The 18353-nt window shown below is 57.8% G+C and carries 19 protein-coding genes; 18 read left to right on the forward strand and 1 reads right to left on the reverse strand.

What is annotated here, in order from left to right; all coding sequences use genetic code 11:
- Positions 1–94: 94 nt before the first annotated feature.
- From acpP to purT, 18 genes are all read left to right on the forward strand, one after another.
- Positions 95–334 (forward strand): acyl carrier protein, encoded by a 240-nt coding sequence (acpP, locus tag AC2I9W_RS04345; RefSeq protein ID WP_003058049.1) that lies wholly within the window; start codon positions 95–97, stop codon positions 332–334.
- A gap of 37 nt (positions 335–371) precedes the next feature.
- A complete protein-coding gene (gene fabF / locus AC2I9W_RS04350) occupies positions 372–1619 on the forward strand; it encodes a beta-ketoacyl-ACP synthase II (protein ID WP_486408815.1) in 1248 nt (415 codons plus the stop codon).
- Between the two features lie 642 nt (positions 1620–2261).
- The gene (rpoE, locus tag AC2I9W_RS04355; RefSeq protein WP_486408816.1) at positions 2262–2891 is read left to right on the forward strand and encodes an RNA polymerase sigma factor RpoE; all 630 of its coding nucleotides are present in this window, start codon (positions 2262–2264) and stop codon (positions 2889–2891) included.
- Between the two features lie 26 nt (positions 2892–2917).
- The gene (locus AC2I9W_RS04360) at positions 2918–3706 is read left to right on the forward strand and encodes a sigma-E factor negative regulatory protein (RefSeq protein ID WP_486408817.1); all 789 of its coding nucleotides are present in this window, start codon (positions 2918–2920) and stop codon (positions 3704–3706) included.
- Between the two features lie 245 nt (positions 3707–3951).
- A complete protein-coding gene (locus AC2I9W_RS04365) occupies positions 3952–5448 on the forward strand; it encodes a DegQ family serine endoprotease (protein ID WP_486408818.1) in 1497 nt (498 codons plus the stop codon).
- 426 nt (positions 5449–5874) lie between these two features.
- Positions 5875–7683 carry a translation elongation factor 4 gene (gene lepA, locus AC2I9W_RS04370; RefSeq protein WP_486408819.1) on the forward strand — a complete coding sequence of 603 codons (1809 nt, stop codon included), beginning with the start codon at positions 5875–5877 and terminating at the stop codon, positions 7681–7683.
- Complete coding sequence (gene lepB / locus AC2I9W_RS04375) at positions 7683–8660, forward strand: signal peptidase I (RefSeq protein WP_486408820.1); 978 nt, start codon at positions 7683–7685, stop codon at positions 8658–8660. The genes lepA and lepB overlap by 1 nt, the downstream gene beginning before the upstream one ends.
- Before the next feature lie 72 nt (positions 8661–8732).
- Positions 8733–9083, forward strand: coding sequence for a DUF4845 domain-containing protein (locus tag AC2I9W_RS04380; RefSeq protein WP_486408821.1), 351 nt, complete (start codon positions 8733–8735; stop codon positions 9081–9083).
- A 9-nt stretch (positions 9084–9092) separates the two neighbouring features.
- Positions 9093–9776 (forward strand): ribonuclease III, encoded by a 684-nt coding sequence (rnc, locus tag AC2I9W_RS04385; RefSeq protein ID WP_486408822.1) that lies wholly within the window; start codon positions 9093–9095, stop codon positions 9774–9776.
- Positions 9773–10876 (forward strand): GTPase Era, encoded by a 1104-nt coding sequence (gene era, locus AC2I9W_RS04390; RefSeq protein ID WP_158390097.1) that lies wholly within the window; start codon positions 9773–9775, stop codon positions 10874–10876. The genes rnc and era overlap by 4 nt, the downstream gene beginning before the upstream one ends.
- A 90-nt stretch (positions 10877–10966) precedes the next feature.
- Positions 10967–11743 carry a DNA repair protein RecO gene (recO, locus tag AC2I9W_RS04395; protein ID WP_486408823.1) on the forward strand — a complete coding sequence of 259 codons (777 nt, stop codon included), beginning with the start codon at positions 10967–10969 and terminating at the stop codon, positions 11741–11743.
- Positions 11740–12513 (forward strand): pyridoxine 5'-phosphate synthase, encoded by a 774-nt coding sequence (locus tag AC2I9W_RS04400; RefSeq protein ID WP_486408824.1) that lies wholly within the window; start codon positions 11740–11742, stop codon positions 12511–12513. The genes recO and AC2I9W_RS04400 overlap by 4 nt, the downstream gene beginning before the upstream one ends.
- A 76-nt stretch (positions 12514–12589) precedes the next feature.
- Entirely contained in the window at positions 12590–12985 is a 396-nt protein-coding gene (gene acpS / locus AC2I9W_RS04405) for a holo-ACP synthase (RefSeq protein WP_486408825.1), read from the forward strand.
- A gap of 56 nt (positions 12986–13041) precedes the next feature.
- Positions 13042–14133: a beta-N-acetylhexosaminidase gene (gene nagZ, locus AC2I9W_RS04410; RefSeq protein ID WP_486408826.1), complete on the forward strand. Its 1092-nt coding sequence runs from the start codon at positions 13042–13044 to the stop codon at positions 14131–14133.
- 41 nt (positions 14134–14174) lie between these two features.
- A complete protein-coding gene (locus AC2I9W_RS04415) occupies positions 14175–15230 on the forward strand; it encodes a 6-phosphofructokinase (protein ID WP_486408827.1) in 1056 nt (351 codons plus the stop codon).
- Positions 15231–15285: 55 nt separating this feature from the next.
- Positions 15286–15756: a hypothetical protein gene (locus tag AC2I9W_RS04420; RefSeq protein ID WP_486408828.1), complete on the forward strand. Its 471-nt coding sequence runs from the start codon at positions 15286–15288 to the stop codon at positions 15754–15756.
- Positions 15757–15794: 38 nt separating this feature from the next.
- Positions 15795–16217 (forward strand): hypothetical protein, encoded by a 423-nt coding sequence (locus AC2I9W_RS04425; protein ID WP_486408829.1) that lies wholly within the window; start codon positions 15795–15797, stop codon positions 16215–16217.
- Between the two features lie 132 nt (positions 16218–16349).
- Positions 16350–17567, forward strand: a complete 1218-nt coding sequence (gene purT, locus AC2I9W_RS04430) for a formate-dependent phosphoribosylglycinamide formyltransferase (protein ID WP_486408830.1) — start codon at positions 16350–16352, stop codon at positions 17565–17567.
- Positions 17568–17637: 70 nt separating this feature from the next.
- Here the strand turns inward: purT and AC2I9W_RS04435 are convergent, their stop codons facing one another.
- Positions 17638–18303, reverse strand: a complete 666-nt coding sequence (locus AC2I9W_RS04435) for a mechanosensitive ion channel family protein (RefSeq protein WP_486408831.1) — start codon at positions 18301–18303, stop codon at positions 17638–17640.
- Between the last annotated feature and the right edge of the window lie 50 nt (positions 18304–18353).

Here is an 18353-nt window from a genome sequence, read left to right on the forward strand (position 1 = left end):
CAGTGGCCGATTCCTCGCGACGGCCAGCCGAAAAAGGTCTTAGGCCTGAAACGGCTAGAATCGCGGGTTCATTCACAACCCCCTGAGGGAAACCATGAGCGATATCGAAGCACGTGTCAAAAAAATCATTGCTGAACAACTCGGCGTTGAAGAGTCCCAAGTGACCAACGAAAAGGCCTTCGTGGCTGACCTGGGCGCTGACTCCCTGGACACAGTGGAACTGGTGATGGCCCTGGAAGATGAATTCGGCATCGAGATCCCTGACGAAGACGCAGAGAAGATCACGACGGTGCAAAACGCCATCGACTACGCCAACACCCACCAAAAGGCCTAAGGTCTTTTTTTCAGCGATCAGTTAAAGGTTTGAACGCATGAGCCGTCGTCGCGTTGTCGTGACCGGCCTGGGTTGCATCTCCCCCGTGGGTAACACGGTGGGCGAAGCCTGGGCCAATCTTTTAGCCGGCCAGTCCGGTATTGACCTCATTACCAAGTTCGACGCGTCGAACTTCTCCTGCAAGATTGCCGGTGAGGTCAAGGGATTTGATGTGGAGAAGTACATGAGCGCCAAAGATGCGCGCTCCATGGACTCCTTCATTCATTACGGTATTGCGGCTGCGGAACAAGCTGTTCTCGACGCAGGCCTGCCCACAGGTGAAGCCCTGTCTGAAGACTTGGCCACACGCATTGCATGCGTGATTGGCTCGGGTATCGGCGGCCTGCCGCTGATCGAAAATACCCACGCAGAACTGGCGGCGCGCGGCCCTCGCCGTATTACGCCGTTCTTCGTGCCTGCTTCCATCATCAATATGGTGGCAGGGCATGTGTCCATGCGCTTTGGCTTCAAGGGGCCAAATCTGTCGATCGTGACAGCCTGCACCACAGGTCTGCACTGCATCGGCGAAGCAGGTCGCATGATTGAATACGGCGATGCTGACATCGTCGTGGCTGGTGGCACGGAAGCCACTGTATCGCCTCTGGGTGTTGGCGGCTTTGCTGCCATGCGTGCGCTATCGACGCGCAACGACGACCCCAAGGCGGCTTCGCGCCCCTGGGACAAGGACCGTGATGGTTTTGTGCTGGGCGAAGGTGCTGGTGTGCTGGTGCTTGAAGAGTACGAGCACGCAAAGGCCCGCGGCGCCAAGATTTACGCGGAGCTGGCTGGCTTTGGCATGAGTGCCGATGCCGGTCACATGACGGCTCCCAACATGGACGGCCCACGCCGCGCCATGCTCAACGCTTTGCGCAATGCTGGTGTGAACCAAGATCAGGTCAATTACCTGAACGCGCACGGCACGTCTACACCGCTGGGTGATGCGAATGAATCCAACGCCATCAAGGCGGCCATGGGTGAGTACGCCAAGAAGGGTCTGGTCGTCAGCTCGACCAAGTCCATGACAGGTCATCTGCTGGGTGGCGCTGGTGGTATCGAGAGCGTGTTCACCGTGATGGCGCTGCACGATCAGAAGATCCCGCCAACCATCAATCTGGACAACCAGGACCCTGATTGCGATCTGGACTACTGCGCCAATGTGGCGCGTGATGCCAAGCTGGAAGTGGCTGTAAAGAACAACTTCGGCTTTGGTGGTACCAACGGTACGCTGGTCTTCAAGCGCGTCTAAGTCGCATTAATCTATTTTTGTAAGCCCGCCTGTTTCAGACTTGGCGGGCTTTTTCATTGATAAGCGGCTGTGTTTTCCCTAGCTTTGATGCCATAAGACTTTCGCGCATCGTTGTGGTATGAGTCTTCGCTACCATGCTCCAGCCGTCGCTTATGCCTTCTTCAGGCCGCGTTGGGCTGGGCTTGCCCTGTCCTTGCTGGGACTTGTGCTGTTGGCGAGTTCGCTGGCTTGGTGTCGTCAGGCTAAGTCGGACCTGCTGCCGATACTTCTCTCTGTATTGGTGACGCTGTCAGCATTCTCATTGCTGTATGGAGTGTGGCGCGACTGGCCGCAAGGGCGAATATTTTGGAGTGGGGAGGACTGGTCGCTTGAATTGCAATGTTCAGGTGCTGCGCAGACGCCGCAATCTGTGCAACTGGGTGTGGGGCTGGATGGTGGCAGCTGGCTGTGGCTCAGAGCCTCGAGTGTTTTAGGTCTGAAGCCTGGGCACAGAAGGCGGAGAGTGCTATGGATTTTTATAGCGCAGCAGCACATCCCTGAGCAATGGGGAGACTTGCGGCGTGCGGTATATTCCTCCATCGTGCTGCGGACAGAGCAATGCTGAGCTTTTGCAGGTCTGAGCAGTGCGCCGCCTAGCATCTCATGACACCTCCCGATTTCTCCACTTCCTCTGCTGATAGCGACCTGGCTCTGGTTGAGCGCGCCAATGCTGGTGATACACGGGCCTTTGAGCTGCTGGTCATTAAGTATCAGCGCCGTATTGAACGCTTGGTGGGTCGTATGGTGCGTGATGTGGATCTGGTGCCTGATATCACGCAGGAAACCTTTATCCGTGCCTATAAAGCCTTGCATCAGTTTCGTGGCGAGGCGCAGTTCTATACCTGGCTGTACCGGATTGCGGTGAACACGGCCAAGAAAGCCTTGATGGAAATGCACCGCTCCCCGGTCATGACCGAGAGTGCGTTACACATTGGGGATGACGAGGATGAAACTTCTGCTCACAGACAGGAACTAACGACTCAGGAAACCCCGGAGACGGTGTTGGCGGCGCGCGAAATAGCTGAGGCTGTCAATGCCGCGATGGAAGCTTTGCCCGAGGATTTGCGCCAGGCGGTCACGCTGCGCGAAATCGAAGGGCTGAGTTATGAGGAAATCGCTCAGGCGATGGATTGCCCTATTGGGACAGTGCGCTCGCGCATCTTTCGGGCGCGTGAGGCAATTTCGGCCAGGGTTAAGCCCTTGCTGGAGCGCCAGGGCGGCAAACGTTGGTAGTACAGCAAGACGAGCAGGTGAACTTCATGAATGACGATCTGATCAAGCAGGAACAGCTATCGGCCCTGGTGGATGGCGAGGCTTCGGCTCTCCATATTCAGGCAGCTCTGTCTTTTGCAGAAAGCGACGAAGGCCAGCAGTCCTGGGCGATGTATCACCTCATCGGGGATGTACTGCGCTCACCGGAGCTGGCACATCATTGCCAGCACGATATTCTGAGTGGTGTGCGAGCGCATATGGAGCGTGAGCCGATCCAAGGTATTCATTTGCCCGGTGTGACTGCTGGTGTCGCAGGCGCATTGGACTTGGGTGCTCTGGGGCAGGTCGCTGAGGCAGATCAGCAAGGCAAGGCTGTGGTCAACGGAGCGAACATCGTCAGCTTGCCTGCACGTCATGCGGCCAATGCTTCTGTCTTTCGCTGGAAGATGGCTGCAGGCTTTGCTTCAGTTGCGGCAGTTGCTGCTGTGGGCTGGGGGGTGATGTTGGCGGGCTCTGGAGGCCTTTATAGCCGCCAAGGTGGTGCACAGCTCGCAGCCTATCGGCCTAGCGCAGTGGTAGCAGCCGCTCCTGCGGCCTCATTGGGACTTAGTCAGCCAGTGGCTGCGGCTAGTGATGAGGCAGTGCAACTGGGAGCCGAAGCACAGGCCTCCGCAGTTGTTGCTGTTGCTAGTCCCAATGGTCAGACCGTCATGCTGAGGGATCCGCGTCTGGACGAGCTGCTGGCTTCTCAAACTCAGCAAAGTACTGTCCCTAGTCTACAAATGCCAGCGAGCTTCTTGCGCAATGCAAGCTTTGCTACGGCCACACGTCATTGAGTCAGTCCAAATGAGTATTGCTTTTTGCTGGATTTGAGGGTTTTTGCCTTTAAATCCTTATGGGGTAAGCGTGCTCAGCTATTGAATTTGATGTGTTTAAGCCCATGTTGCTCTCATGAGTGCTGGAGGCTTTGATGCTATCTAGCGCCTTTGCCAAGAATGGGCATTCACTCTTGTCAGCAATCTTTCATTGGGGTTACTGTATGCCCCGCTCTGTCAGACGATTCGAACAAGGAATAACAAAGATGCGCACACCCGCCTGGATGACACTCAAATCCCGTGTTTCTGCGACGGCCCTGGTCAGCGCCATGATGGCGGCCTCCTTGGCTGGAGGCGGCTTGCTGTCAACTTCTGTTGCACACGCACAAAGCGCAGCTGTGGCGCGTGGCTTGCCAGATTTCACGGATCTGGTCGACCAGGTGGGGCCATCTGTGGTGAACATTCGCACACTGGAGAAAGTTTCGAATAACGGCGTTGAGGCTTTGGGCATGGATGAAGACATGCTGGAGTTCTTCCGTCGTTTTGGTCTGCCTGTGCCCAATGTGCCGCGCCAACGCTCTCCGAAAGGAGGACGTGCCGAGGAGGAACAGCCGCGGGGTGTCGGGTCGGGCTTTATTCTCACTGCAGATGGCTATGTAATGACCAACGCCCATGTGGTGGATGGTGCAGATGAAGTCATTGTGACCTTGACCGACAAGCGTGAGTTCAAGGCCAAAATAGTCGGTGCTGATAAGCGCACCGACGTGGCCGTTGTCAAGATTGATGCCAAGAACCTACCCGCCGTCAAGATTGGCGATGTGAGCAAGCTGCGTGTGGGTGAATGGGTCATGGCCATTGGCTCACCTTTTGGGCTTGAAAATTCCGTGACGGCAGGCATTGTTTCTGCCAAGCAGCGTGACACGGGCGACTACCTGCCTTTTATCCAGACCGACGTGGCTATCAATCCTGGTAACTCGGGCGGTCCGCTGATCAATATGCGCGGCGAGGTGGTGGGCATCAACAGCCAGATTTATTCGCGCTCGGGTGGCTTCATGGGCATCAGCTTTGCGATTCCTGTGGATGAAGCGATTCGCGTCAGCGATCAATTGCGGGCTTCCGGGAAGGTCACTCGTGGCCGCATTGGTGTGCAGATTGGTCCTGTGACCAAGGATGTGGCTGAGTCCATTGGCCTGGGCAAGGCAGAAGGAGCGCTGGTATCGGCGGTTGAGCCTGATTCTCCCGCAGCCAAGGCTGGTGTGGAGCCGGGTGACGTCATTACCAAGTTCGATGGTAAATCCATTGAGAAAGTCTCTGATTTGCCGCGCCTGGTAGGTAATACCAAGCCCGGCACTAAGAGCGCTATCACCGTGCTGCGTCGGGGCAAGCTCAAAGAATTGAGCATGGTGATTGCCGAGGTGCCTGCCGATGATGGGGGCAAGGCCAAGGCAGGTAGTGGTGGCAAGGCTCCATCCTCTGGCATGCTTGAGAACAAGGCGCTAGGCCTGACTTTGAGTGAGCTGACGGCTGCACAGAAAAAGGACCTCGAGATCAAGGGCGGAGTGCGAGTGTCGGCGGCAGTGGATGCTGCAGCACGCGCAGGCTTGCGCGAAGGCGATGTCATCTTGCAATTGGCGAATGCAGAAGTTTTGGATCTCAAGAGCTTTGAAGCCGCTTGGGCCAGAGCGGACAAATCCAAGCCTGTCAATGTATTGGTACGCCGTGGTGACTGGGCGCAATATGTGCTGATTCGCCCTTCCAAATAAATGTGACGAAAACCAACAGGTCTTGCGGTCATTTCATGATCTGGAATGTCTTCAAGACCTGTACCCGACAGTGTCCCTATGCCATTGGGTAGAATCCCGTGCAAATGCATGGTGGTTGGACGCAAAAAATCTGCGCATAAAAGCAGTTTTCAAGCGGTGCAAAAGCCTTTGCAATTTCCGGCTGCTGACGGCTAAATGCAGGTTTCGTGATTGTGAATAATTTGTTGATACATGAAAATGAAATCACAAACCGGAACTTGTCAAGCCTTGCTGGGTCTTGGTTTGAGGCCAGTTTTGCCTACAATGAAGTCCCAACTATCGCAGTTGCCAGAGATTGTTGGTTAAGGGCGCGCCGCTGAGGGACGCGCCCTTTTTTCTTGCTGCTGCAGACCACTCTTTTTTAATTCCAAGCTGTTTTTCTCGTTGATGAATCACATCCGTAATTTCTCCATCATTGCGCACATTGACCATGGCAAGTCCACGCTGGCAGACCGCCTGATCCAGCGCTGCGGCGGCCTCGCCGAACGCGATATGGAATCCCAGGTGCTGGACTCGATGGACATCGAGAAAGAGCGTGGTATCACCATCAAGGCACAGACGGCTGCACTGCAGTACAAGGCTCAGGATGGCAAGGTATACAACCTGAATCTGATCGACACCCCCGGTCACGTGGATTTCTCCTATGAAGTCTCGCGCTCGCTGTCAGCCTGTGAGGGAGGCCTGCTGGTGGTCGACGCCTCCCAAGGCGTGGAAGCCCAGACCGTGGCGAACTGCTACACCGCGCTGGACCTTGGCGTGGAAGTGTTCGCCGTGCTGAACAAGATGGACCTGCCACAGGCCGATCCTGAGAATGCCAAGGCAGAGATTGAAGACGTGATCGGCATTGATGCCAGTGACGCCATTCCTTGTTCGGCCAAGACCGGCATGGGCATTGACGATATTCTGGAAGCCATTGTGCGCAAGGTGCCGCCACCTGAGGGCAACCCTGACGGCCCGCTGCGCGCCATGATCGTGGACAGCTGGTTCGACCCCTATGTAGGTGTCGTGATGCTGGTGCGTGTGGTGGATGGCGAGCTCAAGAAGAATGAGCGCTTCAAGATGATGGCTACTGGTGCCGCTTACGAGGCCAACAATATTGGCGTGTTTACCCCTGCCAACCAGCCGCGTGATGTGCTAAAGGCGGGCGAGGTGGGTTACATCATTGCCGGCATCAAGGAGCTCAAGGCCGCCAAGGTGGGTGACACCATCACGCTGGAAAAGAAGTTGCCCAACAACCTTGGCCCCGCCAGCGAAGCACTGCCAGGCTTCAAGGAAGTCAAACCCCAGGTGTTTGCGGGCCTGTATCCGACCGAAGCCTCGGAATACGATCAGCTGCGCGATGCGCTGGAAAAGCTGCAGCTCAATGATGCTGCGCTGCAGTTCGAGCCCGAAGTCTCTCAGGCTCTGGGCTTTGGCTTCCGCTGCGGTTTCCTGGGACTGCTGCACATGGAAATCGTGCAGGAACGACTGGAGCGTGAATTCGATCAGGACCTGATCACTACGGCCCCGAGCGTGGTCTACCAGGTGGTCAAGGGTGATGGCGAGCTGATCGATGTGGAGAACCCCTCCAAGATGCCCGATGTGGGACGCATTCAGGAGATCCGCGAACCTATCGTGACCGTGCATCTGTATATGCCGCAGGACTATGTGGGTCCAGTGATGACACTGGCCAACCAGAAGCGCGGTATTCAGATGAACATGCAATACCACGGGCGTCAGGTCATGCTGACTTACGAGATGCCGCTGGGTGAAATCGTGCTGGACTTCTTTGACAAGCTCAAGTCGGTCTCGCGCGGCTATGCCTCCATGGACTATGAGTTCCTGGAGTACCGCCCGTCGGATGTGGTGAAGGTGGATATTTTGCTCAACGGCGAGAAGGTTGATGCTCTTTCCATCATCGTTCACCGTACGCAAGCCACCTACCGTGGTCGTGCCGTGGTCGCCAAGATGCGTGAAATCATCAGCCGCCAGATGTTCGATGTAGCGATTCAGGCAGCCATTGGCGCCAACATCATTGCCCGAGAAACCGTCAAGGCCATGCGCAAGAACGTGCTGGCCAAGTGCTATGGCGGCGATGTGTCGCGTAAGCGCAAGCTGCTGGAAAAGCAGAAGGCCGGCAAGAAGCGTATGAAGCAGATCGGCTCGGTGGAAGTGCCTCAGGAAGCCTTCCTGGCCATTCTGCAAGTGGAGGACTGATGCAAGTCATGCAGTGGATCACGGCCGCTATCCTGGCGGCCTTTGTAGGCTACATCGCAGCTTGGTACACAGGTTCCATCGAAGGCAACTTTGCGTTGCTGCTGTTTCTGGCAACGGTGGTGACGGGTGTGTACTGGCTGGCCGAGCGCTTTTATTTCTGGCCCAAGCGTCGTGCCGCAGCGGTTGCACTGGAGCAGGCGGCTGTCGAGCGTCGTGCCGAGCTGGATCGTATGGGCATCGCCAAGACGGATATTGAGGTCTCGGAAGACGCTAAGGACCGCATTCTCATGCAGCCCTGGTGGCTGGACTGGACAGCAGGGCTGTTCCCGGTAATTGCGATTGTGTTCGTGCTGCGCTCGTTCCTGTTCGAGCCCTTCAAGATTCCGTCGGGCTCCATGATTCCGACGCTGATGGTGGGCGATCTGATCCTCGTGAACAAGTTCACCTACGGGGTGCGCCTGCCCGTGATCAACAAGAAGATCACCGAAGGCAACAAGCCCCAGCGCGGCGATGTGATGGTGTTTCGCTACCCACCTCAGCCCACGCTGGACTACATCAAGCGTGTGGTGGGTGTGCCCGGTGACGAAGTGGCTTATATCAACAAGCGACTGACCATCAATGGTCAAGAGCTGCCTACGCGCGAACTACCGGACTTTCTGGATCGTGACGTGATGCGCTACTTCAAGCAGATCGAAGAGTCGCTGGGTGAAAAACCGCACCGAGCCATCGTCAACAACGACGTGCCGGCTTTCATCCAAGGTGCAACAAGCTTCGAGTTCAAGGAAAACTGCCGCTATAGCGTCGAAGGCGTTACCTGCAAGGTGCCGGAAGGCCATTACTTCATGATGGGCGACAACCGCGACAATTCGCTGGATTCGCGCTACTGGGGTTTTGTGCCGGACAAGAACATTGTGGGCAAGGCCTTCTTTGTCTGGATGAACTTTGGTGATTTGAGCCGTATTGGCCGCTTTAACTAAGTTCGAAAGTCTTTCGGTATTTTTCTGGGGTGAGCGGGCATTGAGAGATGTCCGCCTTGAGAGGAGAAAAACATGAAAAATCTGGCATTACGTTCGCGTCAGCGTGGCCTGTCCTTCATTGGTCTGGTGTTTCTCGTAGCCATCATTGTGTCTGCTGCGGTAATTGGCGCACAATCGGTGCCCGTCTTCCTGGAGTATCAAGCCATCACCAAGGCCGCCAACAAGGCGGCCGCTGAAGGCAACACCGTGGCTGAAGTCAAGGCCAGCTTTGATCGTTCAGCCGCCATTGATGACTTCAAGTCCGTTTCCGGCAGTGACTTGGATGTGACCAAGGTCAACGACAAGATCGTCGTCGGCTTTGAATACTCTCGTGAAATTCATCTGGTAGGTCCGGCCTACCTTGTTTATCGTTTCAAGAAATAGACCTTTCAGGTGGAACCTGCTCTAGTTGCACTGCAGCAAAGGCTGCAACATCAATTTGCCAACCCGGCTTTGCTGCAACGTGCCCTCACGCACCGCAGCTTCTCGGCTGACAACAACGAGCGCCTGGAGTTTCTGGGCGACTCGGTCCTGAGTCTGGCGATTTCCAGCTTGCTCTATGCCAAGCTGGCTTCCATGCCCGAAGGCGATCTCTCGCGTGTTCGGGCCAATCTCGTCAAAGAAGGCACTCTGCACAAGATTGCATTGAAGCTGCAGTTGCCCGAGCTGCTCCGCCTGGGGGAGGGAGAGTCCAAGTCCGGTGGCAAGCAACGCGCATCCATCCTGGCCGATGCCGTGGAAGCGCTGATCGGTGCCGTCTATCTGGATGCCGGATTTGCGGCAGGCGAGGCAGTGGTTCACCACCTTTTCGAAGGCGTGGACATCAACCCTCACATGCGTGCGGCCGACAAAGACCCAAAAACCGCACTGCAGGAATTGTTGCAGGGCAAGCGCATGAAGCTGCCCCAATACCATGTAGTCGAGATCACGGGCGCTGCGCACAAGCAGACCTTCAAGGTCGAGTGCACGGTTGCCGAATGGAACATCACTGCCCAAGGCGCGGGAGCATCCCGTCGCATCGGCGAACAGGCGGCAGCCGCTGCCGTACTGGAAAAATTGAAAGCCAAAAAACCATGACCGATGCTGCTAAGAAAAAAATAGCAGGCACCGCAGGTGCAGCAAGCGCCAAGGGCCGAAAAGGCCCTCAAGCTGCTACAACAGATATTACAGACCCCGGTCTGGACTACATCAGCGCCATGCTGGCTGCAGCCAAGCCCGGCAGCGCCCCCACAGCCATCCGAGATCAGGAAGAGGAGGCGCCTGCTCGCGTCTATGCGCCTGAAGAGCAGCGCTGCGGTCTGATTGCCATCGTTGGCAAGCCCAACGTGGGCAAGTCCACGCTGATGAATGCGCTGGTGGGACAGAAGATCTCCATCACATCGCGCAAGGCCCAGACCACGCGCCACCGTATCACCGGCATTCGCACCAAGGACGAGACTCAGTTCGTGTTTGTGGACACGCCCGGCTTCCAGACCAAGCACTCCACGGCGCTGAACAAATCGCTCAACAAGACCGTGATGGGTGCTATCGGGGATGTGGACCTGATTTTGTTTGTGGTGGAAGCGGGCAGCTTCACTCTGGCCGATGCCAAGGTGCTGAGCCTGTTCAAGCCCGGAATCCCTACGCTGCTGATTGCCAACAAGCTGGACACGGTGGGGCGTCGCCATGAAATTGCGCCCTGGCTGCGTGACATGCAAGAGCGCCATCCTTTTGCCGAGTTCGTGCCCATGTCGGCCAAGAACAAAAAGGATATCGAACGCATGTTCGGCATCTGTTCCAAGTATCTGCCTCAGCAGCCCTGGTTCTACGGCGAAGATGAACTGACGGATCGCAGCGAGAAGTTTCTGGCTTCCGAGACGCTGCGCGAAAAGCTGTTCCGCTTCACGGGTGACGAGCTGCCCTACACCTCCACCGTGGTCATTGACAAGTTCGAGGAAGAGCCAAGCCCCAAGTTTGGCCGCTTCATGCGCATTGCCGCCACCATCGTGGTCGAGCGCGACGGTCACAAGGCCATGGTGATTGGGCAGGGGGGCGAGCGCCTCAAGCGCATCTCCACAGAAGCCCGTCAGGAGCTGGAAAAGATTCTGGACGCCAAGGTGTTTCTGGAGGTCTGGGTCAAGGTCAAGTCCGGCTGGGCCGACGACGAGGCCCGTGTCAAATCGTTCGGTTACGAATGATCTCCTTGCAGCCAGTATCAGATACAGGCTGCAAGCTATCATTTCTGCACCAAGGCCTCTGCTGAGGCCTTTTCTTTTATGTGACTCCCTGTGGCAGCCAAACGCGTCAGCGACGAACCCGCATACATCCTGCACCAGTACGACTGGAGCGAATCCAGTCTGATTCTGGAGGTGTTCACACGCCATCGCGGGCGGGTGGCGCTGGCGGCCAAGGGCGTCAAACGCCACACCTCCAACTTTCGCCCGGTACTGTTGGCGCTGCAGCCGCTCAAGCTTAGTTACACCCTGGGTGCAGAAGGCAATGCGGAGATTCACACGCTCAAGGGGGCGGAGTGGGCAGGTGGACATGTCATGCCGCAAGGCGAGGCTTTGTGGTCGGGCATGTATCTGAACGAGCTGTTGCTGCGTCTGCTGGCGCGCGACGATCCCTATGCGGCCCTGTTCGATATCTATGCGGGTGTGGTGCGCGTGCTGGCGGGCCAGCATGGCAACACCAACGATGCGATCGAGCCAGTGCTGCGTGCCTTTGAGCTGGTGCTGCTGCGTGAGCTGGGGCATCTGCCTGACCTGACGCAGGAAAGCGCTACGCTGAGCCCATTGGACATGGGGCAGCGCTATACGCTGGTGGCCGATGGCGGCTTGCGTCAGGCGGCAGTGCATGAGCGTGCAGCGCTTACGAGTCTGCAATGGCGAACCATAGAGCAGGCTTTGCAAACAGATCAGCCCTTCCCCCGTACTCTGAATGCTCTGGCCGAGCCCGAAGTGGCCCAGGCCCTGAAGCCGCAATTGCGCCATCTTCTGCAATACCATTGCGGCTCAACCATGCTGCGCACCCGCCAGCTGATGATGGATCTGCAATCGCTATGAACACCTCTGCCTCCCCGCGCACCGCGCTCTCGGTCAATGTCAACAAGGTGGCGCTGCTGCGCAATACCCGTCACCTGGGAATTCCTTCGGTGACACGCGCCGCGCAGATCTGTCTGGAAGCCGGGGCGCAAGGCATCACCATTCATCCCCGCCCCGACGAGCGCCATATCCGCGCCCAGGATGTGTTCGAGCTGCATGCGCTGATGCAGAACTGGCTCCAGGCCGAGTTCAATATCGAAGGCAACCCTACGCAGAATCTGATGGACTTCATCCGCCAGACGCGCCCGCATCAGGCCACGTTTGTGCCCGACAGCGAAGACCAGTTCACCAGCGACCATGGTTGGACCTTCCCGCAGGATGCCGAGCGCCTCAAGCCGCTGATTGACGAATGCAAGCAACTGGGCGTGCGCGTGAGCCTGTTCATGGACCCTATCCCTGAGCAGATGGCAGCCGCCAAGGCCGTTGGCGCGGACCGCGTGGAGCTGTACACCGAGCCTTTTGCCGCCAACTGGGGCAAGGCCGATCAAGAGCAGCAGCTGCAAACCTATGCCGCAGCCGCGCAAGCCGCGCTGGATGCAGGTTTGGGCATCAACGCAGGCCATGACCTGAACCGCGACAACCTGGCCGCTTTTGTGGCCCGTGTGCCCGGTCTGGCCGAAGTCTCCATCGGCCACGCGCTGATCGCTGATGCGCTGGAGCTGGGCTATGCCGAAACCGTGAAGGCCTACCAGGCTTGCATTGATGCCGGAATGGCCCTCAAGCAATCCTGAAACCATAGCTGCCAGCGCTTGACTGGCAAGCGCTAGAGCCTGATTTGACTCAAGATTGACTCCAAAGGAGCCCCGCATGATCTACGGCATTGGCACCGACATCTGCGATGTGCGCCGCATTCGCGCCAGTCTGGAAAAGCATGGCGAGCGCTTTGCCCTCAAGGTGCTGGCCGAAGGCGAAATCGCCACCTGGAAGGCCCGCAGCGCGCGTTGGCCCGAGCGCGGCATTCGCTATCTGGCCACGCGCTTTTCGGCCAAGGAAGCGTTCAGCAAAGCCGTTGGTATGGGCATGGTCATGCCTATGACCTGGCGGCACTGCGAAGTCATCAAACTGCCTAGCGGCCAGCCTGCAATTCGTCTGCATGGCGAACTCAAGGAATGGTTTGAGAAAAATAATCTGACCGCGCACCTTTCTGTCACCGACGAATCCGATTACGCAGCCAGCTTCTGCGTAGTCGAAAGAAAAGAATGAAATTGGCCTCTAGCGCTTGATGGATAAGCGCTAGCAGCTATAAAAATTGATAAATCATGAGCATGCACGCCCCTCTCATCATTGATATTGCAGGCACATCACTGACCGATGTGGACCGCCAGCGTCTGGCCCACCCGCTGGTGGGCGGCATCATTCTGTTCAAGCGCAACTGGGAAGACCGCAGCGCTCTGGTGCAGCTGTGCGCGGACATCAAGGCCGTCAAACCTGATCTGCTGATTTGCGTGGACCACGAAGGCGGACGCGTGCAGCGCTTTCGTACCGATGGATTCACCCATATCCCGCCCATGCGCGCCTTTGGCGAGATGTGGATGGATGACGGCAAGGGCAAAAAGCACCGCGAAGGCAGCGGCGCCATGCGCGCCATGAATGCGGCCACGGCTGCGGGCTATGTGCTGGGCACCGAGCTGCGCGCCTGCGGCGTGGATTTCAGCTTTACGCCTGTGCTGGACCTGGACTATGGCGAGTCGTCCGTTATCGGCGATCGCAGCTTTCACCGCGACCCGCGCGTGGTGGCAGCACTGGCCAAGAGTCTGATGCACGGTCTGCTGCAGGCGGGCATGGGCAACTGCGGCAAGCATTTCCCCGGCCACGGTTTTGTGAAGGCTGATTCGCACGTGGACATTCCCGTCGACAAGCGCAGCCTGAGCGCCATCCTGGATGAAGATGCTGCGCCGTACCCTTGGCTCAGCAGCGTGCTTACCGCTGTCATGCCCGCCCATGTGATCTACCCCAAGGTGGACAAGCGCCCCGCAGGCTTTAGCGAAAAGTGGCTCAAGGACATTTTGCGCAGCCGCCTGCGCTATGACGGTGCCATCTTCAGCGATGACCTGAGCATGGAAGGCGCACGCCGTATCAATGGTCAGCTCATCAGCTATACCGAAGCCGCTTTGTCCGCCTTGAATGCAGGCTGCGACATGGTGCTGCTGTGCAACCAGAGTCTGGGGTTGGGCGAGCATGTGGATGAGCTGCTGGACGGCATGGATGCTGCACTGCGCGACGGTCGCTGGACTCCTGACGAAGACAGCGAATCGCGCCGCGTCTCGCTGCTGCCCGATACCGAGCCACAGGCTTGGGATGACTTGATGCTGCAGCCAGCTTACCTGCAGGCTCTGGATCAGCTGCCCTGAGAGCGGCCATATAGATCAATAAGAACAAGGAGAGATATTCCATGCGTGTGGGTGTGTTGACGGGTGGTGGTGACTGCCCAGGTCTGAATGCGGTGATCCGTGCAGTCACCAAGTCTTTGATCAATCATGGTCAGTGCGAGGTACTGGGCATTGCCGATGGCTTTGAGGGCTTGATGGGCGCGCAGCCGCGCGTCAAAAGCCTGAGCTGGGACGAGGTCAGCGGCATCTTGCATATTGGCGGCACGATTCTGGGCACCAGCAACAGTGCCAATCCGCTGCGTGATGCGGCCACGCTGGAGCAGGTGGGGCGCAATGTGCAGCAGCTGGGCCTGGATGTGGTGGTCGCCATCGGCGGCGACGGCACGATGAGCCTGGCCCATGGCCTGGCGCAAGTGGGGCTGCAGTGCGTGGGTGTACCCAAGACCATTGATAACGACATTGCCAGCTGCGAGCGCAGCTTTGGTTTTGATACGGCGGTGGCCACGGTGACGGAAAGCCTGCGCCGCATCGAGAGCACGGCCATGAGTCACCACCGCGTGATGATTGTCGAAACCATGGGCCGACACGCGGGATGGCTGGCGCTGGAGTCCGGCATTGCCGGTGCGGCCGACATCATCCTGCTGCCCGAAATCGATTACGACCTGCAGTCCATTATCAAAGTCTGCAAGGATCGTGAAGAGCGCCAGCGCTACACCATCATCTGCATCGGCGAAGGGGCCAAGGAAAGCGGTCAGAGCCTGACGGTACGTGAGCGCATAGAGCACAGCCCCGACCCTGTGCGTCTTGGTGGCGTGGGTCATGTGCTGCGAGAGCGCCTGCAGCCTCATCTCAAGAGCGAAGTGCGCACCACGGTACTGGGCCATGTGCAGCGCGGCGGCGACCCGACTCCCTATGACCGGGTTCTGGCCACCCAGTTTGGCCACCATGCGGCACAGCTGGTGCTGAGCGGGCAGCTGGGGCATATGGTCACACTGCAAGACGGGCGTATCGGCAGCGTGGCGATTGCCGATGTGGCGAACACGCAGCGAACGGTGCCTCTGGACAGCCCGTTGCTGAGCATGGCGCGAGACATTGGCATTTGCTTGGGCGAAGTCTGAGCTGCGCTAAGGTGTGAGCCTGCGCAAACTTTTTGAGGCGCTGGAGAGATACAGCATGGATCGACATGACGAAGCCGTGATGCAGCTGCTCACGGCCAACGGGGAAACCTTTGTAGCCCCCAAATACGAAGTGGCTGACGGCTGGCAATGCCCGGCCTTTGTGGCGCTGCGACCAGCGCGCAAGCAAGTCTATGTGGTGGAGGTGTCGGCTTCCGGCTATCCGCTGGCGCAGGTCAACCGCCTCAATGAGCGGCTGGAGAAGTGGGTGGCACCGCTGCTGTCACAACTGCATGGCCTGGGTGTTACCGCGCCAGACTGGGAAATCGCGTGTCTGGTATTTGTGCGCAGCGATCAGATCGACTGGCTCAAGGAACGCGTCAAGGATTTGAGCGGCGTGCATGTGCTGAGTCTGGAGCAGGCCAGCAGCCCCTGGCTCTGGGACGATTCGGTCTGGACTTCCGAGATGCAATTCAATGCGGGCGCGATTCCTTTGAAGCTCGCCAAGCCGAGCGGCCTCACCCATTGAAAAGTAATCTTGCAGACCTCTGAATGGAAGGGACAGGAATGAACGATTTGCACATGTCTCTCTTGACCCATGCAAGACAGGCCATGAACGTCTTGGGACCGCTCATGCCTGTGCACAGGGCGCTGATGTTGGCTGCCTTGTTGATATGCGCGGCCTTGCCCGTGCGGGCTGCGCAGTGGCAGATCTGTGATCTGGAGGTGGAAGTGCGGGACAAGCAAAGCAGTCGCCGCGAACTGCAGGTACGTGTGCTGGAGACCCGAGCGCAGGCTCAGGCCGAATGCCCACAGCCCGGAACGGCACTGAGCTTCCGGCCCGAGACACAGGACTATCAAAGCGAGCTGCCACGACGCCAGTGGCCCAAGCCCGGTAGCAAGGTCAAGCTGCGCTTTCGCTATCTGGATGGGTATTGCAAGGATCGAGGTCCCTGTCGCATTTCTCACTACTCGCCCGTACTGAATTGAAATATTGATAAAAAATGGCTCTAGCCCTTTCCTATTAAGCGCTGATAGCTATTGAATTGGTAGTGATCTTGCGCGCTATGCACATGCTGTGGCCTATGATCGGGCACTGGCCCATATCTGCAGGACGCGACAATGACTACCTTAGGAACCCCTCTCTCCCCCCATGCCACCAAAGTCATGCTGCTAGGCAGCGGCGAGCTGGGCAAGGAGGTACTGATTGCCTTGCAGCGCCTGGGTGTCGAGACCATTGCAGTGGATCGCTACCAGAACGCGCCCGGCCAGCAAGTGGCGCATCACGCTCGCACCATCACCATGAGTGATCCAGCGCAGCTCAAGGCGCTGATTGAAGAGATCAAGCCTGACCTAGTGGTGCCAGAGATTGAAGCCATCGCCACGCCCATGCTCGAAGAGCTGGAGGCCGCGGGTGTCGTGACCTGCATTCCCACGGCGCGTGCTGCGCGCCTGACCATGGATCGCGAAGGCATTCGCCGTCTGGCTGCCGAAACACTGGGTCTGCCTACCAGCCCCTATCGCTTCTGTGACTCGCTGGCTGAGCTGCAGGCAGCGATTGATGGCAGCGATGGCAAGCCAGCCATTGGCTATCCCTGCGTGGTCAAGCCGGTGATGAGCAGCTCTGGCAAAGGCCAGAGCAAGATCGACAGCGCCGACGATGTGGCTGCAGCGTGGGACTACGCCATGGCCGGTGGCCGTGTGGCCAAGGGCCGCGTGATCGTTGAAGGCTTTATCGACTTTGACTACGAAATCACCCAGCTGACCGTGCGTGCCAAAGGCGCGAATGGTCAGGTGGAAACCCATTTCTGCGACCCCGTAGGTCATATCCAGCAAGCGGGTGACTATGTGGAAAGCTGGCAGCCGCATCCCATGCACCCCGCGGCGCTGGAAAAGTCACGCCAGATTGCCAAGGCAGTGACCGATGACCTCGGTGGCCTGGGACTGTTCGGTGTGGAGCTGTTTGTGAAAGGCGAGCAGGTCTGGTTCAGCGAGGTGTCGCCGCGTCCACATGACACGGGGCTGGTCACGCTGTGCACGCAGTGGCAAAGCGAGTTTGAGCTGCATGCCCGCGCTATTTTGGGCTTGCCCGTGGATGCCAGCTTGCGCAACCCCGGTGCCAGTGCCGTGATTTATGGCGCTCAGGATGCTGAGGGGCTGGTGTTTGACGGAGTGGACGAGGCGCTGGCCATTGCCGGCACGGACCTGCGTCTGTTTGGCAAGCCAGAGAGCTTTGTGAAGCGCCGCATGGGGGTGGCCCTGGCCCGCGCTGCCGATGTGGAGCAGGCCCGCGTGACTGCCAAGCTAGCTGCAAGCAAGGTCAAGCTACGACTGCCATAAACGGTAAAACATCAAAAAGGGCTGCTGGAAGATATTTCCAGCAGCCCTTTTTGATGGTGAGAGAAAAAACTTAGTTGCCAGCCTTGCTGGATTCGGTCGTGGCGCCAGGGGTCATCATGGAGACGACGCTTGCCTCTTCATTAGCCGTGGCGGGGGTGTTCTCTGTCACGGCGTGCATGCCACCTTTCCATCGGCGGATGACGCGCTGGAAAATCAGGGAGTTAGGGATTTGCAATAGGTTCGGGCGTCCTTCAGGGGCGCTGTCGTCCTGCAAGGTGGTGTAGAGCATGTTGAGGTCTATGACCCGACCTTTGGCTCCTGGTTTTTCAGCGGTATCCAGAACCTCAATGTAGTCACCAAGCCTGAAGGGGCCGACCGTCATGATGAGAACGGCGCAAAACAGGTTGGAAAGCACACTCCAGGCTGCAAAGAAGGCGACGGCACCGACGGTGGCAAAACCGGTAAAGGCTGTCCACAGCACGGTAGCGGACATGCCAAGACGCTCCAGTACCGCCAGCACGGCCGCAGCGATGATGAGCCAGCGCAATGCTCCGCGCAGAGGCATCAGAATTTCATGCGGCAGATCGTAGGCCTGGCCCACGCGCAAGATGATGCGCTTGAGAAGGCGATTGAGCAGCCAGGCCACGAAGATGATGCAAAAGATCTGCATCCCGGGGACCAGGATTTCTATCCAATCCTGCATCCATGAGGGCAGGTGCATTTGAAGACGATGCATAACCAAGAAATAAAAAAGCCAGGAGAGAATCCTAGCGTTTATTGTGGGGT

Source organism: Comamonas sp. FUJ_7 (genome assembly GCF_057369555.1).

Coding starts and splice junctions, on each gene's coding strand:
- acpP (WP_003058049.1), top strand. CDS start 95: ATGAGCGATATCGAAGCACGTGTCAAAAAAATCATTGCTGAACAACTC.
- fabF (WP_486408815.1), top strand. CDS start 372: ATGAGCCGTCGTCGCGTTGTCGTGACCGGCCTGGGTTGCATCTCCCCC.
- rpoE (WP_486408816.1), top strand. CDS start 2,262: ATGACACCTCCCGATTTCTCCACTTCCTCTGCTGATAGCGACCTGGCT.
- AC2I9W_RS04360 (WP_486408817.1), top strand. CDS start 2,918: ATGAATGACGATCTGATCAAGCAGGAACAGCTATCGGCCCTGGTGGAT.
- AC2I9W_RS04365 (WP_486408818.1), top strand. CDS start 3,952: ATGCGCACACCCGCCTGGATGACACTCAAATCCCGTGTTTCTGCGACG.
- lepA (WP_486408819.1), top strand. CDS start 5,875: ATGAATCACATCCGTAATTTCTCCATCATTGCGCACATTGACCATGGC.
- lepB (WP_486408820.1), top strand. CDS start 7,683: ATGCAAGTCATGCAGTGGATCACGGCCGCTATCCTGGCGGCCTTTGTA.
- AC2I9W_RS04380 (WP_486408821.1), top strand. CDS start 8,733: ATGAAAAATCTGGCATTACGTTCGCGTCAGCGTGGCCTGTCCTTCATT.
- era (WP_158390097.1), top strand. CDS start 9,773: ATGACCGATGCTGCTAAGAAAAAAATAGCAGGCACCGCAGGTGCAGCA.
- AC2I9W_RS04400 (WP_486408824.1), top strand. CDS start 11,740: ATGAACACCTCTGCCTCCCCGCGCACCGCGCTCTCGGTCAATGTCAAC.
- acpS (WP_486408825.1), top strand. CDS start 12,590: ATGATCTACGGCATTGGCACCGACATCTGCGATGTGCGCCGCATTCGC.
- nagZ (WP_486408826.1), top strand. CDS start 13,042: ATGAGCATGCACGCCCCTCTCATCATTGATATTGCAGGCACATCACTG.
- AC2I9W_RS04415 (WP_486408827.1), top strand. CDS start 14,175: ATGCGTGTGGGTGTGTTGACGGGTGGTGGTGACTGCCCAGGTCTGAAT.
- AC2I9W_RS04420 (WP_486408828.1), top strand. CDS start 15,286: ATGGATCGACATGACGAAGCCGTGATGCAGCTGCTCACGGCCAACGGG.
- AC2I9W_RS04425 (WP_486408829.1), top strand. CDS start 15,795: ATGAACGATTTGCACATGTCTCTCTTGACCCATGCAAGACAGGCCATG.
- purT (WP_486408830.1), top strand. CDS start 16,350: ATGACTACCTTAGGAACCCCTCTCTCCCCCCATGCCACCAAAGTCATG.
- AC2I9W_RS04435 (WP_486408831.1), bottom strand. CDS start 18,303: ATGCATCGTCTTCAAATGCACCTGCCCTCATGGATGCAGGATTGGATA.